Genomic DNA, 17,714 nt, shown 5'->3' on the forward strand with positions numbered 1-17,714 from the left:
CTCGGTATAGATCATGAAGCTGTCCATGAAGCGCAGCAGGATGGCGATGGTCAGCACGTGCTTCATCTTCGGAAGCTGAATGTAGCGGAACACCGCCCAGCGCGACGCGCCGTCGATCTGGGCCGCCCGGTAGTAGTTCTCGTCGATGGACTGCAGGCCGGCATAGGCCAGCAGCACCACCAGCGAGGTCCAGTGCCAGACGTCCATCAGGATGACCGTGAACCAGGCGGAGACCGGCTGCTGGGTGAAGTCGTAGTTGATGCCCAGCCAGTTAAGGCCGAAGCCCAGCAGGCCGATATCCGGCAGCGCGTAGATGTTCCACATCGCACCGACGACGTTCCAGGGGATGAGCAGCGGCAGGGCCATCAGGACGAGACAGACCGAAGCCCAGAAGCCCGAGCGCGGCATGGCCAGGGCGATCACCACGCCCAGCGGAATCTCGATCGCCAGGATGGTGGCGGTGAAGAAGAGCTGGCGGCCGAGCGCGCTGTGGAAGCGCTCCGAGGCCAGCACCGCATCGAACCAGCGCGCGCCCTCGAAGAAGAAGATGTTGTTGCCGAAGGTGTCCTGGACCGAATAGTTCACCACCGTCATCAGCGGCACGACGGCGTTCAGGGCCACGATCAGCAGGACCGGCAGAACCATGAACCAGGCTTTGTTGTTCTGGATCTTCTCCATGGCTCAGGCCTCTCCCCGCACGAGGTGGGAATCCTTGTAGATGTTGATTCGGCGCGGATCGATCACCGCACTGGCCTCTGCCGGGATCGGACTGCCCTCCGGCAGCACAGCGTCAAAGCTGCGCCCCTCGAAGAGCGCCCTGACGATCTTGAAGCGGCCGATGTCCTCGACCCCGGTCACCGAGATCGGCAATCCCTCGCCGCTGGCCGCCAGCCTGACGAACTCCGGCCGCACGCCCATCTCCACCTTGCCTTCCAACGCCGGGTAGCGCCGTTGGAGAGGGATTTCGCTGGTGCCGAGCTGCAGGCGGTCGCCGGCGACCTGGCAGGGCAGCACGTTCATGCCCGGCGAGCCGATGAAGTATCCGACAAAGGTGTGGGCAGGCTCGTCGAAGAGTTCCTCCGGCGTGCCGATCTGAACCACCTCACCCTCGTACATCACAACCACCTTGTCGGCGAAGGTCAGTGCCTCCGTCTGGTCGTGGGTGACGTAGATCATCGTGTGGCCGAATTCGTGATGCAGCTCCTTCAACTGGGTGCGCAGTTGCCACTTCATGTGCGGGTCGATGACCGTGAGCGGCTCGTCGAAGAGAATGGCATTCACGTCGTAGCGCACCAGCCCGCGGCCCAGGGAGATCTTCTGCTTCTCGTCCGCCGTCAGGCCCTGCGCTCTGCGCCTGGCCTTGTCGGTCATGTCGAGCATGGCCAGGGTCTTTTCGACGCGGCGGGCGATCTCGTCCGCCTCGACCTTCCTGTTGGCCAGCGGAAAGGCCAGGTTCTGCGCCACGGTCATGGTGTCGTAAACCACCGGGAACTGGAACACCTGGGCGATGTTGCGCTGCTCCGGTGCCAGCGGCGTGACGTCCTGATCGTCAAAGAGAATGCGCCCGCGCGAAGGCACCAGGAGACCGGAGATGATGTTCAGCAGCGTGGTCTTGCCGCAGCCCGACGGCCCCAGCAGGGCATAGGCGCCGCCGTCTTCCCAGTCGTGGTCGATCTGCTTGAGGGCGAAGTCGCCTTCGCCCTGCGGGTTGGGCATGTAGGAGTGGGCCAGGTGGTCCAGGGTGATGCGCGCCATGATCCCTACTCCGCCGCGCGCGCCGCCGGGGCGGCGACCAGCCTGTCGGCGTCGTCAAACACATAGAAGGACGCCGGGTCGAGGTAGACCGAGATGGTGTCCCCCACCTCGACACGGTGGACCCCATGGGTCAGCGCCACCCAGCGCTCGCCCTCGCTCTCGACATGCACGAAGCTCTCCGATCCCGTGATCTCCGTGGTGGAGACCGCGGCGCGGGCTTCCAGGCAGGCGCCCTCTGGACTGTGCAGCAGCAGGTGGTGCGGCCGGATGCCCACCCGGTAGGGGCCGTCCGCGAGGGCCTCGGCGCCGGCCGGCGCGGCCACGGAGCGGCCGGCGAAACTGAACTGCGCGCCCGCCTTCACCATCGGTACCAGGTTCATCGGCGGGTCGGAAAAGGTCACCGCCGTGATCAGGTCGGCCGGGCGGTTGTAGACCTCGATGGTCGGGCCGAACTGGGTCACGCGCCCCTCCGACAGGGTCGCCGTTTTGCCGCCCAGCAGCAGGGCTTCGTGGGGCTCGGTGGTCGCATAGACGAAGACCGCGCCGGTTTCGGCGAAGATGCGCGGCAGCTCGACGCGCAGTTCCTCGCGCAGCTTGTAATCGAGATTGGCGAGCGGCTCGTCGAGCAGGACCAGGTCGGCCCCCTTGACGAGGGCGCGGGCCAGGGCCGTGCGTTGCTGTTGTCCGCCGGAAAGCTCCAAAGGCGTGCGCTGCAACAGCGCATCGATCTTCAAGAGCCCGGCGGCTTCGTTCACCTTGCGCTCGATGGTCGCCTTGTCCGCGCCGGAGACGCGCAGCGGCGACGCGATGTTCTCGTAGACCGTCAGCGTCGGGTAGTTGATGAACTGCTGGTAGACCATGGCGACATTGCGCTTCTGAACCGGCATGCCGACCACGGACTGACCGTCGACCAGCACGTCGCCCTCGGTCGGCTTGTCGAGCCCGGCCATCAGGCGCATGAGCGAGGTCTTGCCGGAAAGAGTCGGCCCCAGCAGAACGTTCAGTGACCCGGTATCAAGGACCAGCGACACGTCGCGGATATGCATCTCCGCGCCCACCCGCTTGCTGACGTTTCTGAGCTCGAGCGCCATCAGGCCGACTCCTGCCGCGGGCTGCCGCCGTCCTGGCGCGCGAGCCAGGTCTCCAGCTTCTGCCGTGTCTGGTCGGACACATGCAGGCCCATCTTGGAGCGGCGCCAGAGAATGTCGTCGGCCGTCCGCGCCCACTCGTGCTTGCGCAGATAGGTCATCTCGGCGGCATAGAGGCCATCGCCGAAGTCTTCGCCCAGGTCGCTCAGCGCGCGCGCGCCGGCGACGATGGTCTCCGCCCGGGTGCCGTAGTTGCGCACGTAGCGCCAGGCGAGATCCGCCGGCAGCCAGGGGCGTTCCTTGCGGAAGCGGGCCAGATAGCCGTCGAAGTCGGCATCGGCGATGTTGCCGCCGGGCAGCGGTGCCGTGGCGGTCCAGGGTTCGCCCAGCGGCCCCAGGGCCTCGGCAAGCTTTACAAGAGCGTGCTCGGAGAGCTTGCGGAAGGTCGTGATCTTGCCGCCGAAGACCGAAAGCAAGGGCGCGCGGCCGGGGCCGTGATCCAGTTCCAGCACATAGTCGCGGGTGGCGGAGGAGGCGTTCTCCGCCTCGTCGTCGTAGAGCGGGCGCACACCGGAGTAAGCCCAGGCCACATCCGCCGGCGACACTTTCTCCCGGAAATAGGCGTTCACCGCCTCGCAGAGATAGGCCGTTTCCTCTTCGGAGATCGCAACGGCCGCCGGGTCGCCGTCGAAGTCGACATCGGTGGTGCCTACGAGGGTGAAGTCCTGCTCGTAGGGAATCGCAAAGACGATGCGCCCATCAGGGTTCTGGAAGATGTAGGGATAGTCGTGCTCGAACATCTTGCGCACGACGATGTGGGAGCCCTTTACGAGACGCAGCGACTGCGCCTTGTTGAGACCGGCGCGCTGTTCGATGAACTCGGCCGTCCAAGGCCCTGCAGCGTTCACCAGCGCGCGGGCCTGCACCTCCCGCGTCGAGCCGTCGTGAAGATCGCGCAGGACCACCTGCCAGCCGCCGTCCTGGCGTCGTGCCGAAACGCATTCCACCCGCGTCAGCACCTCTGCACCATGCTCGTGCGCGTCCAGGGCATTCAGGGTTACGAGGCGCGAATCCTGCACCCAGCAATCCGAGTAGATGAACCCCTTCTTGAGCTCCGGCACCAGCGGCGCGCCGGCCTCGTGACTGCGCAGGTCGACTCCCTTGGAACCGGGCAGCAGCTTGCGCCCGCCGAGATGATCGTAGAGGAAGAGCCCGAGACGGATCAGCCAGGCCGGCCGCAGCCCCTTGTTGTGCGGCAGGACGAAGCGCAGCGGCCAGATGATATGGGGCGCGGAGCGCAGCAGCACCTCGCGCTCGATCAGCGCTTCGCGCACCAGCCGGAACTCGTAGTACTCCAGGTAGCGCAGCCCGCCGTGGATCAGCTTGGTGCTGGCCGAGGAGGTGGCGTTCGCAAGGTCGTTTTTTTCGCAGAGAAGGACGGAGAGGCCGCGACCGGCAGCGTCGCGGGCAATGCCCGCCCCATTAATGCCACCGCCAACGACAACGATATCAAACGCCTCGGTCATGACCGGCGTTGAGCCCTCCCCCAAAATCGCCCCTTGCGCGGGGCCGTCCGCAGCCGCAACGGTCTGCGTTTACTTGCTTGGCCCAAAGCATAGGCCGCCTTGCCAAGCTTTGACAATCGAAAATATTCGAAAACGAAAAAAATCGAACTTGGCGCAGACTCAGCGGGCCGCCGGGCGAACCCTAGTCGGAACCCTAGTCGTCGGCCCCTGCCGTCGCGATGTGCAGCGCCACGTCGGCCTCTTTCATGATTCCGCGCATCGCTTTGGTCGGCGGTCGATCCGTAAAGACCGCATCGATCTCGTCGAGATGACCGAGGCGGACCATGGCGTTGCGCCCGAACTTCGTGTGGTCGGTCGCCAAAAACACGCGCCGCGAGTTGCCGATGATCGCCTGCGCCACGCGCACCTCCCGGTAATCGAAGTCCAGAAGCGAACCATCGTCATCGATGCCGGAGATGCCGATGATTCCGATGTCGACCTTGAACTGCCGGATGGTATCGAGCGTTGCCTCGCCGACGATGCCCTTGTCGCGGCTGCGCACCAGCCCCCCCGCGACAATCACCTCGAAATCGCGATTCTCCGATAAGATACTGGCAACATTGAGATTATTCGTAATTACACGAAGCCCGCGGCGATCCACCAAGGCCTTTGCCACCTCTTCGGTCGTCGTGCCGATGTTGATGAAAAGGGAGGCGTTGTCAGGCACCTCCCTTGCGACGATGGCGGCGATCCGGGACTTCGCCTCGCGGTTCAGCACCTGCCGCGTCTGATAGGCCAGATTCTCCACCGACGAAGGCAGGCCGGCGCCGCCATGATAGCGCCGCATCAGGCCCTGATCGCAGAGTTGGTTGATGTCGCGCCGCACCGTCTGCGGCGTCACCGCGAAGTGGTCCGCCAGCGCCTCGATGGCCACGAAGCCACGCTCGCGAACCAAATCGATGATCCGCTCCTGGCGCTGATTCAACTCGCTGCGCGGGGGCCGCGGCTCACCCCCGGCGCCCGCTTCACCGGGCTCGCTCACTGCCATACTCCCATAACGGGAGCATAAGCGCAGATACAAATTTTCGAAACCGAAAATTCGAACGTGGGCGGCACGAGCCGGGCGGGGCGCCCGAAAGGGCTCGTTCCGGCGCCGGATGCGGCCCCTTTCGAGCGCTCGGTCCGACACAGAACATCAGGGCGTGAAAGGCCGGAGCGAAGCCCCTATATTGAAGCAACTCATCCGCGCCGCGACGGACCGCCGATCACCGCACCAAGGCAGCGGCGTCCGCCCCGGTCGATCATCTCATTAGCAAGAGGCGTCTATGCAAGAGGCCGCCCCCCTCGCGCCAAAACTGCCCGAAACGCTGGATTCCAGCGAATACCGCATTGCCATCGAGCCGAGCGGCAAGCGCGTGCGGGTGGTCTATGGCGGCCAAACCGTTGCCGACAGCAACCGGGCCCTGGTGCTGCGCGAGACCCGCCTGCCGCCGGTCTACTACCTGCCGCGTGACGACATTGCGATGCAGTTCCTCCAGGCCAGCGAGCACCGCACCTACTGCCCCTTCAAGGGAACGGCCAACTACTGGCATGTCGCCGTCGATGGCAAAACGGTGGAGAACGCGGCCTGGAGCTACGAAGACCCCATCGAGGAAGCGCTTGGGATCCGCGGCTACGTCGCTTTCTACTGGAACAAGGTGGACACCTGGTTCGAGGACAACGCCGCGGTTGAAATCGACCCGAGCGACGGCATCGCCGAGCACGCCAACCCGCTGGCCGCCTGGATGCTGCGGGAGGCCTGGGAAGCAACCTCTTCGGCGGAGCTGCTCGACCGTCTGGGCCGCCAGCTTGTGGAAGCCGGCTTCGGCGTATCGCGGATGAACGTGATCATTCCGACCCTGCACCCGCAGATGGCCAGCAATGCCTTTGTCTGGCGGCGCGGCGAGAGCGTGGTCGACGAGCGGGACTTTCCCCACTATGGCCTGCAGTCGGAGGCTTATCTCAACAGCCCCGTCCGCCTGATCTTCGATGGCGCCGGTGGCATCCGTCGGCGCCTGGAAGGTTCGAAGCCGCGGCTCGACTTTCCGATCCTGGAGGAGCTTCAGGAGGCCGGCGCGACCGACTACGTCGCCATGCCCATGCGCTTTTCCAACGGCAAGATCAACGCCTTTACGCTGGCGACCGACCGGCCCGGCGGCTTCACGACCGAACACCTGGGCCAGATGTACGAGGTTCTGCCGATTCTCAGCCGCCTCTTGGAAGTGCATGCCATGCACCGCATGTCGCGCACCCTGCTGGACACCTATCTTGGCGCCTACACCGGTCAGCGCGTGCTCAACGGGCTCATCAAGCGCGGCGACGGCGAGAACATTCCGGCCGTGGTCTGGTACTGCGACCTGCGCGGCTCCACCGCGCTTGCCGACAGCGTGTCGCGGGACGACTACCTGGATCTCATCAACCGCTTCTTCGAGGCCATGGCCGGCGCCGTCATGGACCGCGGCGGCGAGGTCCTGAAGTTCATCGGCGACGGCCTCCTCGCGATCTTTCCGATGGAGAAGGCGCAAGCCCCCGAGAGCGGCGGGGAAGCTTACTGCGGTGCCAGCGCCTGCAAGGAGGCGCTGGAGGCGGCACGCGACGCGGTCGGCCGCATGCAGGAGGTCAATGCCGCCTTGGCGGAAGAGGGGCGGGCGCCGCTGCGCTTCGGGTTGGCGCTGCATCTGGGCGACGTCACCTACGGCAACATCGGCGGCCAGAGCCGGCTGGACTTCACCGTGATCGGACCGGCCACCAACGAGGCCGCGCGCATCGACCACCTGACGAAGGAACTGGGGATCGCCGTCCTGGTGTCCGAGGACTTCGAGCGCTATGTCACCGGCAAGCTGACCTCGCTCGGCTTCCACCGCCTGCGCGGCGTGACCGACGACATGGAGCTCTTCACCCTGCCGGAGCTGGCGCCCGCCGGTGCCGCGGACTAGCCCCCTGATCGCGGTGCTGCTGGACGAGAACACCAGCGGCGACGGCTCCCGCTACGAGGCCTCGAAGACCTACTTCGAGGCCGTCGACGCCGCCGGCGGCCTGCCGTTCGGCATTCCCTACCTGCCGGCGGTGATCGAAGACGTGGTCGAGAACTTCGACGGACTGCTGGCCACCGGGTCGCGCTTTGCCTTCCCGCCGGACTGGTATCTGCCGGGCGAAACCACCGCTGCTCCGCCGTCGCCACGCCTCGAAGCCGAATGCAAGATCATGGAAGGGTTCCTCGCGCGGGATAAACCGGTGCTTGGCCTCTGCGGCGGCATGCAAGTGCTGGCGGGCTTGAGGGGCTGCCGTCTGGCCGCCGATACCACCAAGATCTCAACCGCACGCCGCAATCACTGCGACCCGGCGATTTCTCACGGCGTCGCTTTGGTTGCCGGAACCCGCCTGGCGGCCATCGCCGAAGCGCCGGTCTTCGAGGTCAACAGTCTGCATCGGGAGTCCGTGGCCGAAGCGCCCGAGGGCGTGGTGGTCAGCGCCTTCTCCGAAGACGGCGTGATCGAGGCCATCGAACTGCCCCAGCACCGCTTTGCCCTCGGCCTTCAGTGGCATCAGGAAAAGTACGCGGGCAAGGCGCATCCTGGAAACACCGTCTTCGGGGCCTTCGTGGCAGCCTGCCAGGAACCATGACGCCTTGCCGGCAGGTTCCGCTTCAGCCGGCGTAGCGGTCCTCTTCCCGGTAGTAATCCTCGAAGCCGACACGCTCGCGCAGTTCGGCGAAGCTGAGAATAGCCTGCGGGTGTGCGCCGGCAGCGAAGGCTGCCAGGGCTTCCTGCATGGCGCTGACGGCGGCGGAGAGAAGCGTCAGGGGATAGGCAGCCAGCTTGTAGCCGATGTCCTCCAGCGCCGCCGGCGGCAGCACAGGGGTTTCGCCCTGCTCCACCAGGTTGGCCAGGGTCGGCTTGTCGACGGCGCTGCAGAAGGCGCGCATCTCAGCCTCCGACGTCGGTGCCTCCAGGAACAGGATGTCGGCACCCAGGCGCTGGAACCCCTCGACGCGGCGCAGCGCCTCGTCCAGGCCATCGGTGGCGCGGGCGTCGGTCCTGGCAAGGATCAGGATGTCGGCCCCCTCCTCGCGCGCATCGACCGCCGCCCGGACGCGGGCCATGGCTTCGTCGTGGCTGACCACGGCCTTTCCGCGGGTATGGCCGCAGCGCTTGGGCCAGACCTGATCCTCGATCATGACCGCAGCGAAGCCGGCCTGGGCATAGCCGGCCACCGTGCGCTTCACGTTGACCGCATTGCCGTAGCCGGTATCGCCGTCGCCGATCACCGGGATGCGGGTGGCGGCGCAGATGTTACGTCCCTGGTCGAGCATCTCCGCATAGGAGATCAAGCCGGTATCGGGAAGCCCCAGACGCGCGGCAGAGACCGCAAAACCGCTCATGAAGGTGAGCGGGAAGCCCGCCTGCTCGATCAGCTTGGCGGAAAGCGCGTCAAAGCAGCAGGGCATCGGGACCAGGCCCGGCTGCGTAAGGATAGCGCGCAGCGCTTCGGCGCCGTGCCGTCCGCCAGCCTGTGGGACCAGGCCGGATTGGGTGATGCCGGGAGCTGTCATCGATAGGGTCCTCACTTGCCGTTCCTGGCCGGTCCCCGCCCGCCGGAGAACGACCCGCCGAAGAATAGTGCCGCCGATACCATCGGGCCAGCTTTGGCGCTATGATCGCCGCCGAATGTGCGAGACCTGCCAGATGCTGCTTTCCGCTGCCCGATCGACCCTTCTGCTGACCGCTGTGCCGACCGGCAAAGCAGAGACCGCTCAGGCAACGCCCGACCAGACCAACCGGGCGTTGCTGGAGGCCGCAGCCCGGCGCCTTGGTGTGCCCATCGACTCTCCCGCCGGCTTCAACGCCGAGGCGGCGCTGAGCCAGGGGCGCGATCAGGCGGTCTTCTGCGACTGGCCATCGCCGGTCACAGCCCCGGAGCGGCTGCACGGTTTCCTGGTGGTCGATTGCCTTGCGGAGAGCGAACGGCCGGGCCTCGACGACATCGGCAGCGGAGGCGTCACCGCCGTGGCTGCGGAGATGGTGGTCTTCGAGTGGCTGGAACGGGCCGACAGCGACGACTTCCGTACACTGTTGCAGCTCATCCGCTAGAGGACCGGCTGCAGGCTGGAGACGCCTGCCGCCATCCGCCCTACATCGTCTTCAGCACCTCGGCGGCGTTCTCGTCGCCCCCTTCAGCCGCCTGCTGCAGCCAGTAGCGGGCTGCCGAAGCATCCGCCGGAACCCCCTGGCCCCGCAGCAAGGCCATGCCGTAGTGATACTGCCCGACGGCATAGCCGGTCATCGCCGCCTGCTTGGCCCAGTGGGCTGCCAGCTCCGGGCTCGCATCGGTGCCGAGACCGTTCTCGTAGGCATGCGAGAGCAGAATCATTGAGGGCGCATTGCCGCTTTCCGCACAGTCCTGCAGGGCAGCCAGCGCAGTTTCGTGCATTCCGCCCTTCTGGGTTTCGTAAACGACCCAGCAGACAAAGCCGGCGCGGTCGGGGCGGGCGGCCAGGGTCTCGCGAAGCTGGGCGATGCCCCCCTCGTCGGGGTTCAGAATCCCATCGTCGGCCTGGGCAGCGGTCGCGGACAGCGCCACCAGAGCGGCCATCATCCATCGCATGGCGGTCTCCTCGTCAGGAAAAGGTTCCGGCTGGAGAAAATGACGAGCCTTCACTGTACACTGTCAGCGAACGCAGGGCATCGGCACCTTAGTCGCAGCGTTTCAGCCGGCGGGCGATGGTGCCGGCGCCCAAGTTGGCCTATCTTGAAGACTGGCCGCGCCGGACTGTCTCCGGCCCAGGCAGGCTGTAGCCGCGCAAAGGGAGTCAGGAATGATCGTCGAGCAGATCTGGACCGGAAATGCCTACCGCAACTTCAACTACCTGATCGCCTGTCCGGACAGCGGACAGGCGCTGGCCATCGATCCGCTCGACCACCGGAAATGTTTGGCCTTGGCGCGCGAGCGCGGCTGGGAGATCACGCAGATCCTCAACACCCATGAGCATGGTGATCACATCGGCGGCAACAAGGCCGTGGTGGCAGCGACCGGTGCAAAGGTCCTCGCCCACAAAAACGCGAAGGACCGCATTCCCGGCATGGACCAGGGCCTCAGCGCCGGAGACGTGGTCAAGGTGGGGCGCAGCGTGGACCTGGAAGTACTCGACACGCCCGGCCACACCATGAGCCATGTCTGCCTGCTCTCCCGCAGCGATCAGCCGGCCCTCTTCTGCGGCGACACGCTGTTCAACGCCGGGGCCGGCAACTGCCACAACGGTGGGCACCCCAACGAGCTCTACCACACCTTCGCCGAGCAGCTTGCGAAGCTCGGCGACGAAACGCTGATTTATCCGGGCCACGACTACATCGCCACCAACCTGCGTTTCACCCTGGACCGGGAACCGGATAACGGCGCCGCCGCCGATCTGCTGGATCGGGTCGATGATCAGGACCCGGCGAAGGCCATGGTTTCAACCCTGGGCCTGGAAAAGGAGATTAACACCTTCTTTCGCCTACACAGCCCGACGGTGATCGCCCGTCTGCGCCAGGCCTTTCCCGACCTGCCTGACGAGCCCAGCACCAAGGACGTGTTCCTGAAGCTGCGCGAACTGCGCAACAGCTGGTGACCCCCTGCCCCGGCGGCGGCATCACTCCGAGGCATCACTCCGAGGCATCACTCCGAGGCATCACTCCGAGGCATCACTCCGGCAGACTGTTCAGCGTGGGGTCCGGCAGGGCATCACTGCCCATGGACGGCATGAAATCAGAGGTAAAATCCTGATACTTGCCGCTTGGCGGCCGTTCGATCTGGTCGACCTCCATCAGATCCAGTGAAAGCCCGGCGTTACCGGCCGCTGCCGCCCAGGCGGCCATGATGCGCTCGCGGAAGGCGGGCGGCAGAGGCGCGACGGTGCAGAGGCGCATTTCGAAGCGCCCGTCGCGGAACTGGTGCACCTGGAACTGGCGGACCGAGCGCGCCAGTTGCTGCGGCATGTCCTCCAACGCCTGACGCAGAGCGCCGACGTAGCCGAGGGTGCCCTCGGGCAGGTAGGCGATGCGGCTGTAACGTCCGACGATGCTGCCAAACGACGGCAGGCTGCGCCCGCAGGGGCAGGGCCCCTCCTCCACCCGCGCCATGTCGTCGGTGTCATAGCGAATCAAGGGCATCGCCAGATTGCTCAAGCCGGTGACGACGATTCGCCCGCTTTCGCCCGGCTGCGCCGGCTGCCCATTCAGATCGACGATCTCAACGAGACAGTGCTCGGTGTTCACGTGGTAGCGCCCGGCCTCACAGCCGCTGGCAACAATGCCGATCTCGTTCAGTCCGTAGTTCTGGGTGACCGGTGCCTTGAAGGCGGTGGTGACGCGCCGGCGCATGGCATCGGTGAGCTGTTCGGAGATCGCCCGCAAACCTCTCAGAGTCACGGGAGGCGGGCTTTCCCCGCAGGCAAAGGCGATCTGCTCCAGGGTCTCCGAATAGCCCGAGAGATAGTCGGGCTGCTCTCGGCCGAGCCAGGCGAGCTGAGCGTCCACCGGGTTGAAGACACTGTACCCGAGCGAGGGTCCGGTCTCGAAGAAGCGGCCGAGATAGCGCCAGGTGTCCTGCCGGCGGGTTTCGCCGAGCTCCAGCATGCGCCCCTCGGCATCGCGCGGCATCTGGACCGGCAGGCGTATCTCCGCGACCGTCGCCATGGGATCCCAACGCGCCCAGCGCACATGGCGCTGTCCGAGGAACGAGAACATCGCGTTGTTGCGTTGCGTTTGTACGACGCGCGCCGGACGCCCGGTGGTGCCGGAAGAAGAAACGACGCCATAGATCTTTTCGCCCTGTGGAAGGGTCTCGCTGCGCAGGCGTTCGTTTTCCTCGTTCACTGTCAGCTTGGAGAGCAGGGGAAGCTTCGTCAGATCGGAAAGCCCGCGAACATCTTCCGGGCGCAGGCGCAGTTCGGCGAAAAGAGCGCGGTAGTACGGCACCCGGGCCACGGCGTAGCGCAGGATCCATTGCAGAGCCTGCGCCTCATGGCGGCGTTGGGCGCCTTCGTCGCGGAACTCGTTCTCGACCAGGCGGTCGAAGACCTGCATCTCCCGATAGGGCGGCTTCAGCGACCACTGTGCCTGCACTTCCCGCTCGGTCTTCAGATCCGTCATGCCGGCCTTTCCGTGCTGCCGGACAGCGCCGCTGTGCTGCTGGGAGCCAGGCCATGCCTGACCCGCAGATCGGAAAAGGCGCTGATGAAGCCAGCCTCCATCGAGGCTTTCGCCTGTCCCGACAGGTAGGTGGCACGCACGGCGGTCAGCACGGCGTCCTGAAGCTGGTCGAGTGTCAGGCCGCAGGCATCTACGGCGCGGAGGTACTCGCCGGTAAGGGAGCTGCCGAAGAGTGCCGGATCGTCCGAATTGACGGTGACGCGGCAGCCCGCGGACAGCAGAACGATCAGCGGATGCTCCTCGTAGGAAGGATAGACGGAAAGGGCGACGTTGCTGGTTGGACAGACCTCGAGAACGATCTCCTCATCGGCCAGATGCCGGACCAGAGCTTCGTCCTCGATCGACCGGACGCCGTGTCCGATACGCCGCGGCCGGAGAGCCTTCAGCGTCGCCCAGACGCTTTGCGGCCCGCCTCCTTCACCCGCGTGAGGGTTGGCCGGCAGACCGGCGGCGGCGGCGCGGGCAAATGCTTCCACGATCTCGGCATCCAAGGGCGCATCGGACTCAGGCCCGCCCAGGCCAAGCGCCACCACGCCGCCGTCCCGTGCCTCCGCCGAGCATGCCCAGGCCTGGACGCGCAGGGCCGGCCCCGGATAGCTGCGCACCAGATCCGGGATCCAGCGGATCTCGGCACCCCAGCGCTCCAGAACCTCCTGCCGGCCGGCGTTCAGGGCGGCCAGAATGTCGTTCGCGCCGAAGCCCAGATGCGCGTGGAGCTGCGGGGTCCAGGTGACCTCGGCATAGCGGATGTTCTCGCGCCCCATGTCCCGGCCCAGACCGACCACGAGACTGCGAAAGTCTTCGAGCGAGCGCAGGCAGGCGGCCGTGGCCGTAAACACGCGGACAAAGCTGTCGAAACTGCCGAAGCGACGCGGCCGGTCTGCGGCCCGGGTCAGAGCCGGCGGCAGGTCAATCCGGTTGCGCTCGGCCAGAAGCTGCAGCGTCTCGGGTCCAACGGTGCCCTCGAGATGCACATGCAACTCCACCTTCGGCATCTCGCGGATGAAAGAGACAACACCCTGATCCAAGCGACCGCACCCCGTCGACGTGCAGGGACCCCGGGCGAACTCTTCCAAGGTGTTTCGCCCTCACGAATCTAGACGTAAAGACTAGATAGAACAGCGAGGCTTGTCGAGGTGGCTCGGCCTTATGGCGCTCGCTCCGGCGGTGCCAGCGGCAACTCCAAAGTGGCGGTCAGGCCCGGAGCGTTGTCGCCGAGCACCAGCCGGCCGCCGTGCAAATGCGCCACCGCTTCAACCAGGCTGAGTCCCAAGCCGCTTCCTGCGGTGCTGCGACTTTGCTCCAGACGCACGAAGCGCTTCAGAACCTGCTCGCGCTGATCCTCGGGAATGCCCGGCCCGCGGTCCCGCACGGAGAGAACCGCAAGACTGCCGCGCCGCTCGACGCCGATGCCGACGCGTCCGCCGCGCTTTGAAAACTTGATGGCATTGTCCATGAGGTTCACCAGGGCCTGAAACAGCAAATCACGGTCGCCCGGACGGCTTGCCGCTTGCAAGGGTGTCACGTCGATTCCGATCTCCAAGTCTTCGGTCAGCGGCGCGTAGAGCTCGACCACGTCCTCGACCAGCGCCTTCAGGTCCACCTTGGCGAAGCGGTCGCGCGAGGTGCCGGCCTCGGCCTGGGCAATCCTGAGGAGCGCCGTGAAGGTCCGCAGCAGGTCGTCAGCCTCTCCGATCGCCTTGGTGATGGCCTCGCGGTAGCCGGCCGACCCCGGTTTTTCAATCAGCGCCAGCTCCAGGCCGCTGCGCAGGCGGGACAAAGGACTGCGCAGATCATGGGCGATGTTGTCGCTGACCTGGCGCATCCCGGCCAGCAGACGCTCGATCTGGTCGAGCATGGCGTTGAGGTTGCCTGCGAGCTGGTCGAATTCGTCGCCGCGGGCACTCATAGGTACGCGCTGCCCAAGATCGCCGGCCATGATGTCCCTGCTGGTGCTGTTGATCGTCTCGATGCGCCGCAGCAGCGCACGGCTCATGAGCAGTCCACCGATGACGGAGAATCCGAGAATGGCCAGCAGGCTGAAAACCAGGATCTCACCGATCTGCGCAGACAGGCGGTCGCGTTCGCGCACGTCGTGGCCGACAAGAACGCGCGCCCCGCTCGACAGCACGAAAGTTCGGGCGCGCCCGAAGTTGACGCCGCCGCCCTCGCTGTCGGGGAAGGCCAGGCGAAAGGTCAGCCAGCCGTCCTCGTCCGCCTCTTCATCGGGCCAGCGGCTGAGGTTCCCCGCCAGCGGCCGGCCAGTTGGATCCGTCAGCAGATAGAGACCGCGGGTCCGGTCCGCGGCGGCGCTGCGGCGTCTGATGGCTTCAATAAGGCCCGGCGTACTGCGCTGGGAAAACTGTTCGGCCAGTCCCCTGACCTCTGCCTCGATTGTGCTGTCGATCTGGCGCGATACCTGACCGGCGGAGATCCAGAAGGTCGCCGCCGCCAGGAAAAGGACCGCAAGGCTGAAGAAACTGAGATAGATCAGCGCCAGGCGGAAGATGCTGGACCGGAGGAGCCTAGCCGTTCTCACGAAGCGAGTATCCCGCACCCCGCACCGTGTGCAGGAGCGCCTTGTCGAAATCCTTGTCGATCTTCTGCCGGAGGCGGGAGATGTGCACGTCGACCACGTTGGTCTGCGGGTCGAAGTGGTAGTTCCAAACGTTCTCCAGCAGCATCGTACGGGTCACCACCTGACCTGCGTGGCGCATCAGGTATTCCAGGATCTTGAACTCGCGCGGCTGAAGGTCGATGGGTTCGCCCTTGCGCGAAACCTTGCGGGCCAGCAGGTCCATCTCCAGATCCGCCATCCGCAATGTGGTTTCCACTTTGTCGCCGGCCGGGCGCCGCAGCAGCGCCTCGACCCGCGCCTGCAGTTCCGAGAAGGCGAAGGGCTTGACCAGATAGTCATCGCCACCAGCCTTCAGCCCCTTCACCCTGTCGTCGACGCCACCCATGGCGGAAAGAAAGAGGATCGGCAGAGTGCTGCCGGTACCGCGCAGTGTCTCCACCACTGCAAGGCCGTCCACCTGCGGCAGCATGCGGTCGACGATGGCGAGGTCGAAGTCTTCGCTGGCGGCCCTCAGGAGGCCTTCCTTGCCGTCGGCCGCGATTTCCGTGGTGTAGCCGGCCTCGCGCAGCCCCTTGGCAATGTAGCCTGCCGTTTCCTTGTCATCCTCGACGATGAGCACACGCATGGGGTCTGCCTCGGACAATGGCGGGACGAAGCCCGAAAAGCCATCTCAGGGTTAGGCCTTTCCTGCTTCGGCTGCAAGCCTGAAGGCCGATCATGGCCGCCGTGTCAGGGAGATCCAAATGCCGGGGAGTGCCGGGCACCGTGGCGGCGCCGGCACTCCCCTTGCGGCCAGGGCAAACCTTCCTGGAACGCCCTGACCTTAGCAGTTCTGCCCTTATGCCGTTCCGGCCGGTCTCAGGCGCGCTTCTTCAGGCCCTAGTCAGGCCCGGTTCAGGCGGAGCGCGAAGAAGCTTTCGCTGCCGCCGCGCGCGGCCCGGATGGCGGCCACCGACTCGCCGGCTGCGGCAAGTTCGGCGATGCGCTCTGCCGCCTGCTCGGCCGTCTGCACAGGCTCAAGGGCGATACTGCGGATGATGTCACCCGCGCGCAGGCCGCTGCGCGCGGCATTGCTGTCGGGCGCGATCTCCACCACGACCACGCCACTGGCCACGTCCGCCAGGTCGAAGTCGTCGCGGATCTCGTCGTCCAGGGTGGCCACCGTCACGCCGGTATCACCGAGCACCGCTTCGCTGTTCTGGACAGACCCTTCGCTCTCCGGCTGGGCCGGCGCCAAGGCCTGCCGCTCGCCGGGGGCGGAGCCGGTGACGACCGTCAGCGTTCGCGCCTCGCGGTCGCGCCAGATGCGCAGCTCTGCCTCTTTCTCCACTTCCGTTGCGGCGACCAGTTGGCTGAGGTCCTTCACTCTTGTGACGGGCTTGCCGTCCCAGCTCAGGACCACGTCACCGGCCCGCAGGCCGGCCTCATCCGCCGGGCTGCCGGGTTCCACCGCGGCCACCAGGGCGCCTTCGGTACCCTCCAGGCCAAAGCCCTCTGCAATGTCCGGCGTGACCGGCTGAATACGCACGCCCAGCCAGCCGCGCTCGACCGCGCCATCGTCGCGCAGATCATCGACGATCTGGCTGGCAAGCTCCGACGGGATGGCGAAGCCGATCCCGACGCTGCCGCCGTTGGGCGAATAGATCGCGGTGTTGACGCCGATAACTTCGCCGGCGCTGTTGAAGGTGGGCCCGCCGGAGTTGCCGCGGTTGATGGGCGCATCGATCTGGATGAAGTCGATCAGGCTGCCGCCCGGAAGATCGCGGCCGCGGGCCGAGACAATACCGGCGGTCACCGATCCGCCAAGCCCGAAGGGATTGCCCACCGCGACCACCCAGTCGCCGGGCCGCAGATCGTCGGACTCGCCGAATGCCACATAGGGCAAGGGACCCTCGGCATCGACTTTCAGCAGCGCGAGATCGGTGCGCGGATCGGCACCGATCAACTCGGCTTCGTAGGCCTTGCCGTCGCGCAGTGTGACGGTGATCTCGTCGGCGCCGTCGATCACATGGTTGTTGGTGACGACATAGCCTTCGGGATCGACGACGAACCCGGAACCGGCGCCCAGCCGCGGACGCTGCGGCTGGCCCTGCGGCTGGCCGGGCCCACCCGGCACTTGGCGATCGAAGAAACGCTCGAAGAATTCCCGGAATTCCGGATTCTGGGGGAAGGGCGCGCCATCACCTCCCCGTCCCCGCGGCGGTTGCGATTCGGAACCGCCGCGCTGAAGAACCGAGATGTTCACCACCGCCGGGGCGACATCTTCGACGAGGTCAGCGAAGCTGGCCGGCGCGGGGCGGGCGACCGCAGGCGCGAGCGAGCCTGCCAGGAGGGCCACAGAGAGGCCGGCCACGGCCAGCGCCCTGCGTGTCGAAGGCAAACGCCCCTGCGGAGCGGGGCTGCGGGCCCCTGTGGCCTGTCGGGCAGGACGGACGAAGGCTGATACCACGGCTGGGTTCTCCTCGGCAGATGAAAGGGTCTCCGAGGACATGGAGCGCCGCCATGAAGGCCGCTTTACCTGATCATTAACTTTTGTTCACCTTGCGCCTCCGCACTGCCC

16 protein-coding genes are annotated in these 17,714 nt (G+C 66.1%); 4 read left to right on the forward strand and 12 right to left on the reverse strand.

The annotated features are described in order from the left end of the window. The 5 genes from Q0982_RS08295 to Q0982_RS08315 all read right to left on the reverse strand — a co-directional run. The coding region (locus Q0982_RS08295) for a carbohydrate ABC transporter permease (RefSeq protein WP_299394076.1) at positions 1-678 on the reverse strand (678 nt) is incomplete at its 3' end. Positions 679-681: 3 nt separating this feature from the next. Beyond that, a complete protein-coding gene (locus Q0982_RS08300) occupies positions 682-1,755 on the reverse strand; it encodes an ABC transporter ATP-binding protein (protein ID WP_299394078.1) in 1,074 nt (357 codons plus the stop codon). Positions 1,756-1,760: 5 nt separating this feature from the next. After that, positions 1,761-2,846, reverse strand: coding sequence for an ABC transporter ATP-binding protein (locus Q0982_RS08305; protein ID WP_299394081.1), 1,086 nt, complete (start codon positions 2,844-2,846; stop codon positions 1,761-1,763). Continuing rightward, positions 2,846-4,369, reverse strand: a complete 1,524-nt coding sequence (gene glpD / locus Q0982_RS08310) for a glycerol-3-phosphate dehydrogenase (RefSeq protein ID WP_299394083.1) — start codon at positions 4,367-4,369, stop codon at positions 2,846-2,848. The genes Q0982_RS08305 and glpD overlap by 1 nt, the downstream gene beginning before the upstream one ends. A 193-nt stretch (positions 4,370-4,562) precedes the next feature. Next, complete coding sequence (locus Q0982_RS08315) at positions 4,563-5,333, reverse strand: DeoR/GlpR family transcriptional regulator (RefSeq protein ID WP_299394208.1); 771 nt, start codon at positions 5,331-5,333, stop codon at positions 4,563-4,565. A 340-nt stretch (positions 5,334-5,673) separates the two neighbouring features. Between Q0982_RS08315 and Q0982_RS08320 the strand changes: the two genes are divergently transcribed. Continuing rightward, complete coding sequence (locus tag Q0982_RS08320; protein WP_299394086.1) at positions 5,674-7,323, forward strand: DUF427 domain-containing protein; 1,650 nt, start codon at positions 5,674-5,676, stop codon at positions 7,321-7,323. Further along, positions 7,310-8,011, forward strand: a complete 702-nt coding sequence (locus Q0982_RS08325; RefSeq protein ID WP_299394087.1) for a gamma-glutamyl-gamma-aminobutyrate hydrolase family protein — start codon at positions 7,310-7,312, stop codon at positions 8,009-8,011. Before Q0982_RS08320 ends, Q0982_RS08325 begins: the two co-directional genes overlap by 14 nt. Before the next feature lie 22 nt (positions 8,012-8,033). On the opposite strand, the gene Q0982_RS08330 is transcribed toward Q0982_RS08325, so the two are convergent. Then, positions 8,034-8,939 (reverse strand): oxaloacetate decarboxylase, encoded by a 906-nt coding sequence (locus Q0982_RS08330; RefSeq protein ID WP_299394089.1) that lies wholly within the window; start codon positions 8,937-8,939, stop codon positions 8,034-8,036. Positions 8,940-9,054: 115 nt separating this feature from the next. Between Q0982_RS08330 and Q0982_RS08335 the strand changes: the two genes are divergently transcribed. Further along, positions 9,055-9,477, forward strand: coding sequence for a hypothetical protein (locus Q0982_RS08335; protein ID WP_299394091.1), 423 nt, complete (start codon positions 9,055-9,057; stop codon positions 9,475-9,477). A 40-nt stretch (positions 9,478-9,517) separates the two neighbouring features. Here Q0982_RS08335 and Q0982_RS08340 read toward each other — a convergent pair whose 3' ends face one another. Then, positions 9,518-9,991 carry a tetratricopeptide repeat protein gene (locus Q0982_RS08340; protein WP_299394094.1) on the reverse strand — a complete coding sequence of 158 codons (474 nt, stop codon included), beginning with the start codon at positions 9,989-9,991 and terminating at the stop codon, positions 9,518-9,520. Between the two features lie 211 nt (positions 9,992-10,202). Between Q0982_RS08340 and Q0982_RS08345 the strand changes: the two genes are divergently transcribed. Further along, a complete protein-coding gene (locus tag Q0982_RS08345) occupies positions 10,203-10,994 on the forward strand; it encodes a hydroxyacylglutathione hydrolase (protein WP_299394097.1) in 792 nt (263 codons plus the stop codon). A gap of 73 nt (positions 10,995-11,067) precedes the next feature. Here the strand turns inward: Q0982_RS08345 and Q0982_RS08350 are convergent, their stop codons facing one another. The 5 genes from Q0982_RS08350 to Q0982_RS08370 form a co-directional block, all read right to left on the reverse strand. Next, positions 11,068-12,516, reverse strand: a complete 1,449-nt coding sequence (locus tag Q0982_RS08350; RefSeq protein WP_299394099.1) for a phenylacetate--CoA ligase family protein — start codon at positions 12,514-12,516, stop codon at positions 11,068-11,070. Then, a complete protein-coding gene (gene add, locus Q0982_RS08355) occupies positions 12,513-13,604 on the reverse strand; it encodes an adenosine deaminase (protein ID WP_299394102.1) in 1,092 nt (363 codons plus the stop codon). The genes Q0982_RS08350 and add overlap by 4 nt, the downstream gene beginning before the upstream one ends. Positions 13,605-13,723: 119 nt before the next feature. Further along, on the reverse strand, positions 13,724-15,115 hold the full coding sequence (locus tag Q0982_RS08360) for a HAMP domain-containing sensor histidine kinase (RefSeq protein WP_299394103.1): 1,392 nt from the start codon (positions 15,113-15,115) through the stop codon (positions 13,724-13,726). Beyond that, a complete protein-coding gene (locus Q0982_RS08365) occupies positions 15,102-15,779 on the reverse strand; it encodes a response regulator transcription factor (RefSeq protein ID WP_299394106.1) in 678 nt (225 codons plus the stop codon). The genes Q0982_RS08360 and Q0982_RS08365 overlap by 14 nt, the downstream gene beginning before the upstream one ends. Positions 15,780-16,037: 258 nt before the next feature. Beyond that, the gene (locus tag Q0982_RS08370) at positions 16,038-17,507 is read right to left on the reverse strand and encodes a Do family serine endopeptidase (RefSeq protein WP_299394107.1); all 1,470 of its coding nucleotides are present in this window, start codon (positions 17,505-17,507) and stop codon (positions 16,038-16,040) included. Positions 17,508-17,714 lie beyond the last annotated feature (207 nt).

The organism is Pelagibius sp. (genome assembly GCF_028281305.1).
Classification (GTDB): domain Bacteria; phylum Pseudomonadota; class Alphaproteobacteria; order Kiloniellales; family Kiloniellaceae; genus Pelagibius.

Excerpts from the sequence above, each read along its gene's own strand:
- Q0982_RS08300 (WP_299394078.1), bottom strand. The coding sequence starts at position 1,755 with ATGGCGCGCATCACCCTGGACCACCTGGCCCACTCCTACATGCCCAAC.
- Q0982_RS08305 (WP_299394081.1), bottom strand. The coding sequence starts at position 2,846 with ATGGCGCTCGAGCTCAGAAACGTCAGCAAGCGGGTGGGCGCGGAGATG.
- glpD (WP_299394083.1), bottom strand. The coding sequence starts at position 4,369 with ATGACCGAGGCGTTTGATATCGTTGTCGTTGGCGGTGGCATTAATGGG.
- Q0982_RS08320 (WP_299394086.1), top strand. The coding sequence starts at position 5,674 with ATGCAAGAGGCCGCCCCCCTCGCGCCAAAACTGCCCGAAACGCTGGAT.
- Q0982_RS08330 (WP_299394089.1), bottom strand. The coding sequence starts at position 8,939 with ATGACAGCTCCCGGCATCACCCAATCCGGCCTGGTCCCACAGGCTGGC.
- Q0982_RS08335 (WP_299394091.1), top strand. The coding sequence starts at position 9,055 with ATGTGCGAGACCTGCCAGATGCTGCTTTCCGCTGCCCGATCGACCCTT.
- Q0982_RS08340 (WP_299394094.1), bottom strand. The coding sequence starts at position 9,991 with ATGCGATGGATGATGGCCGCTCTGGTGGCGCTGTCCGCGACCGCTGCC.
- Q0982_RS08345 (WP_299394097.1), top strand. The coding sequence starts at position 10,203 with ATGATCGTCGAGCAGATCTGGACCGGAAATGCCTACCGCAACTTCAAC.
- Q0982_RS08350 (WP_299394099.1), bottom strand. The coding sequence starts at position 12,516 with ATGACGGATCTGAAGACCGAGCGGGAAGTGCAGGCACAGTGGTCGCTG.
- Q0982_RS08365 (WP_299394106.1), bottom strand. The coding sequence starts at position 15,779 with ATGCGTGTGCTCATCGTCGAGGATGACAAGGAAACGGCAGGCTACATT.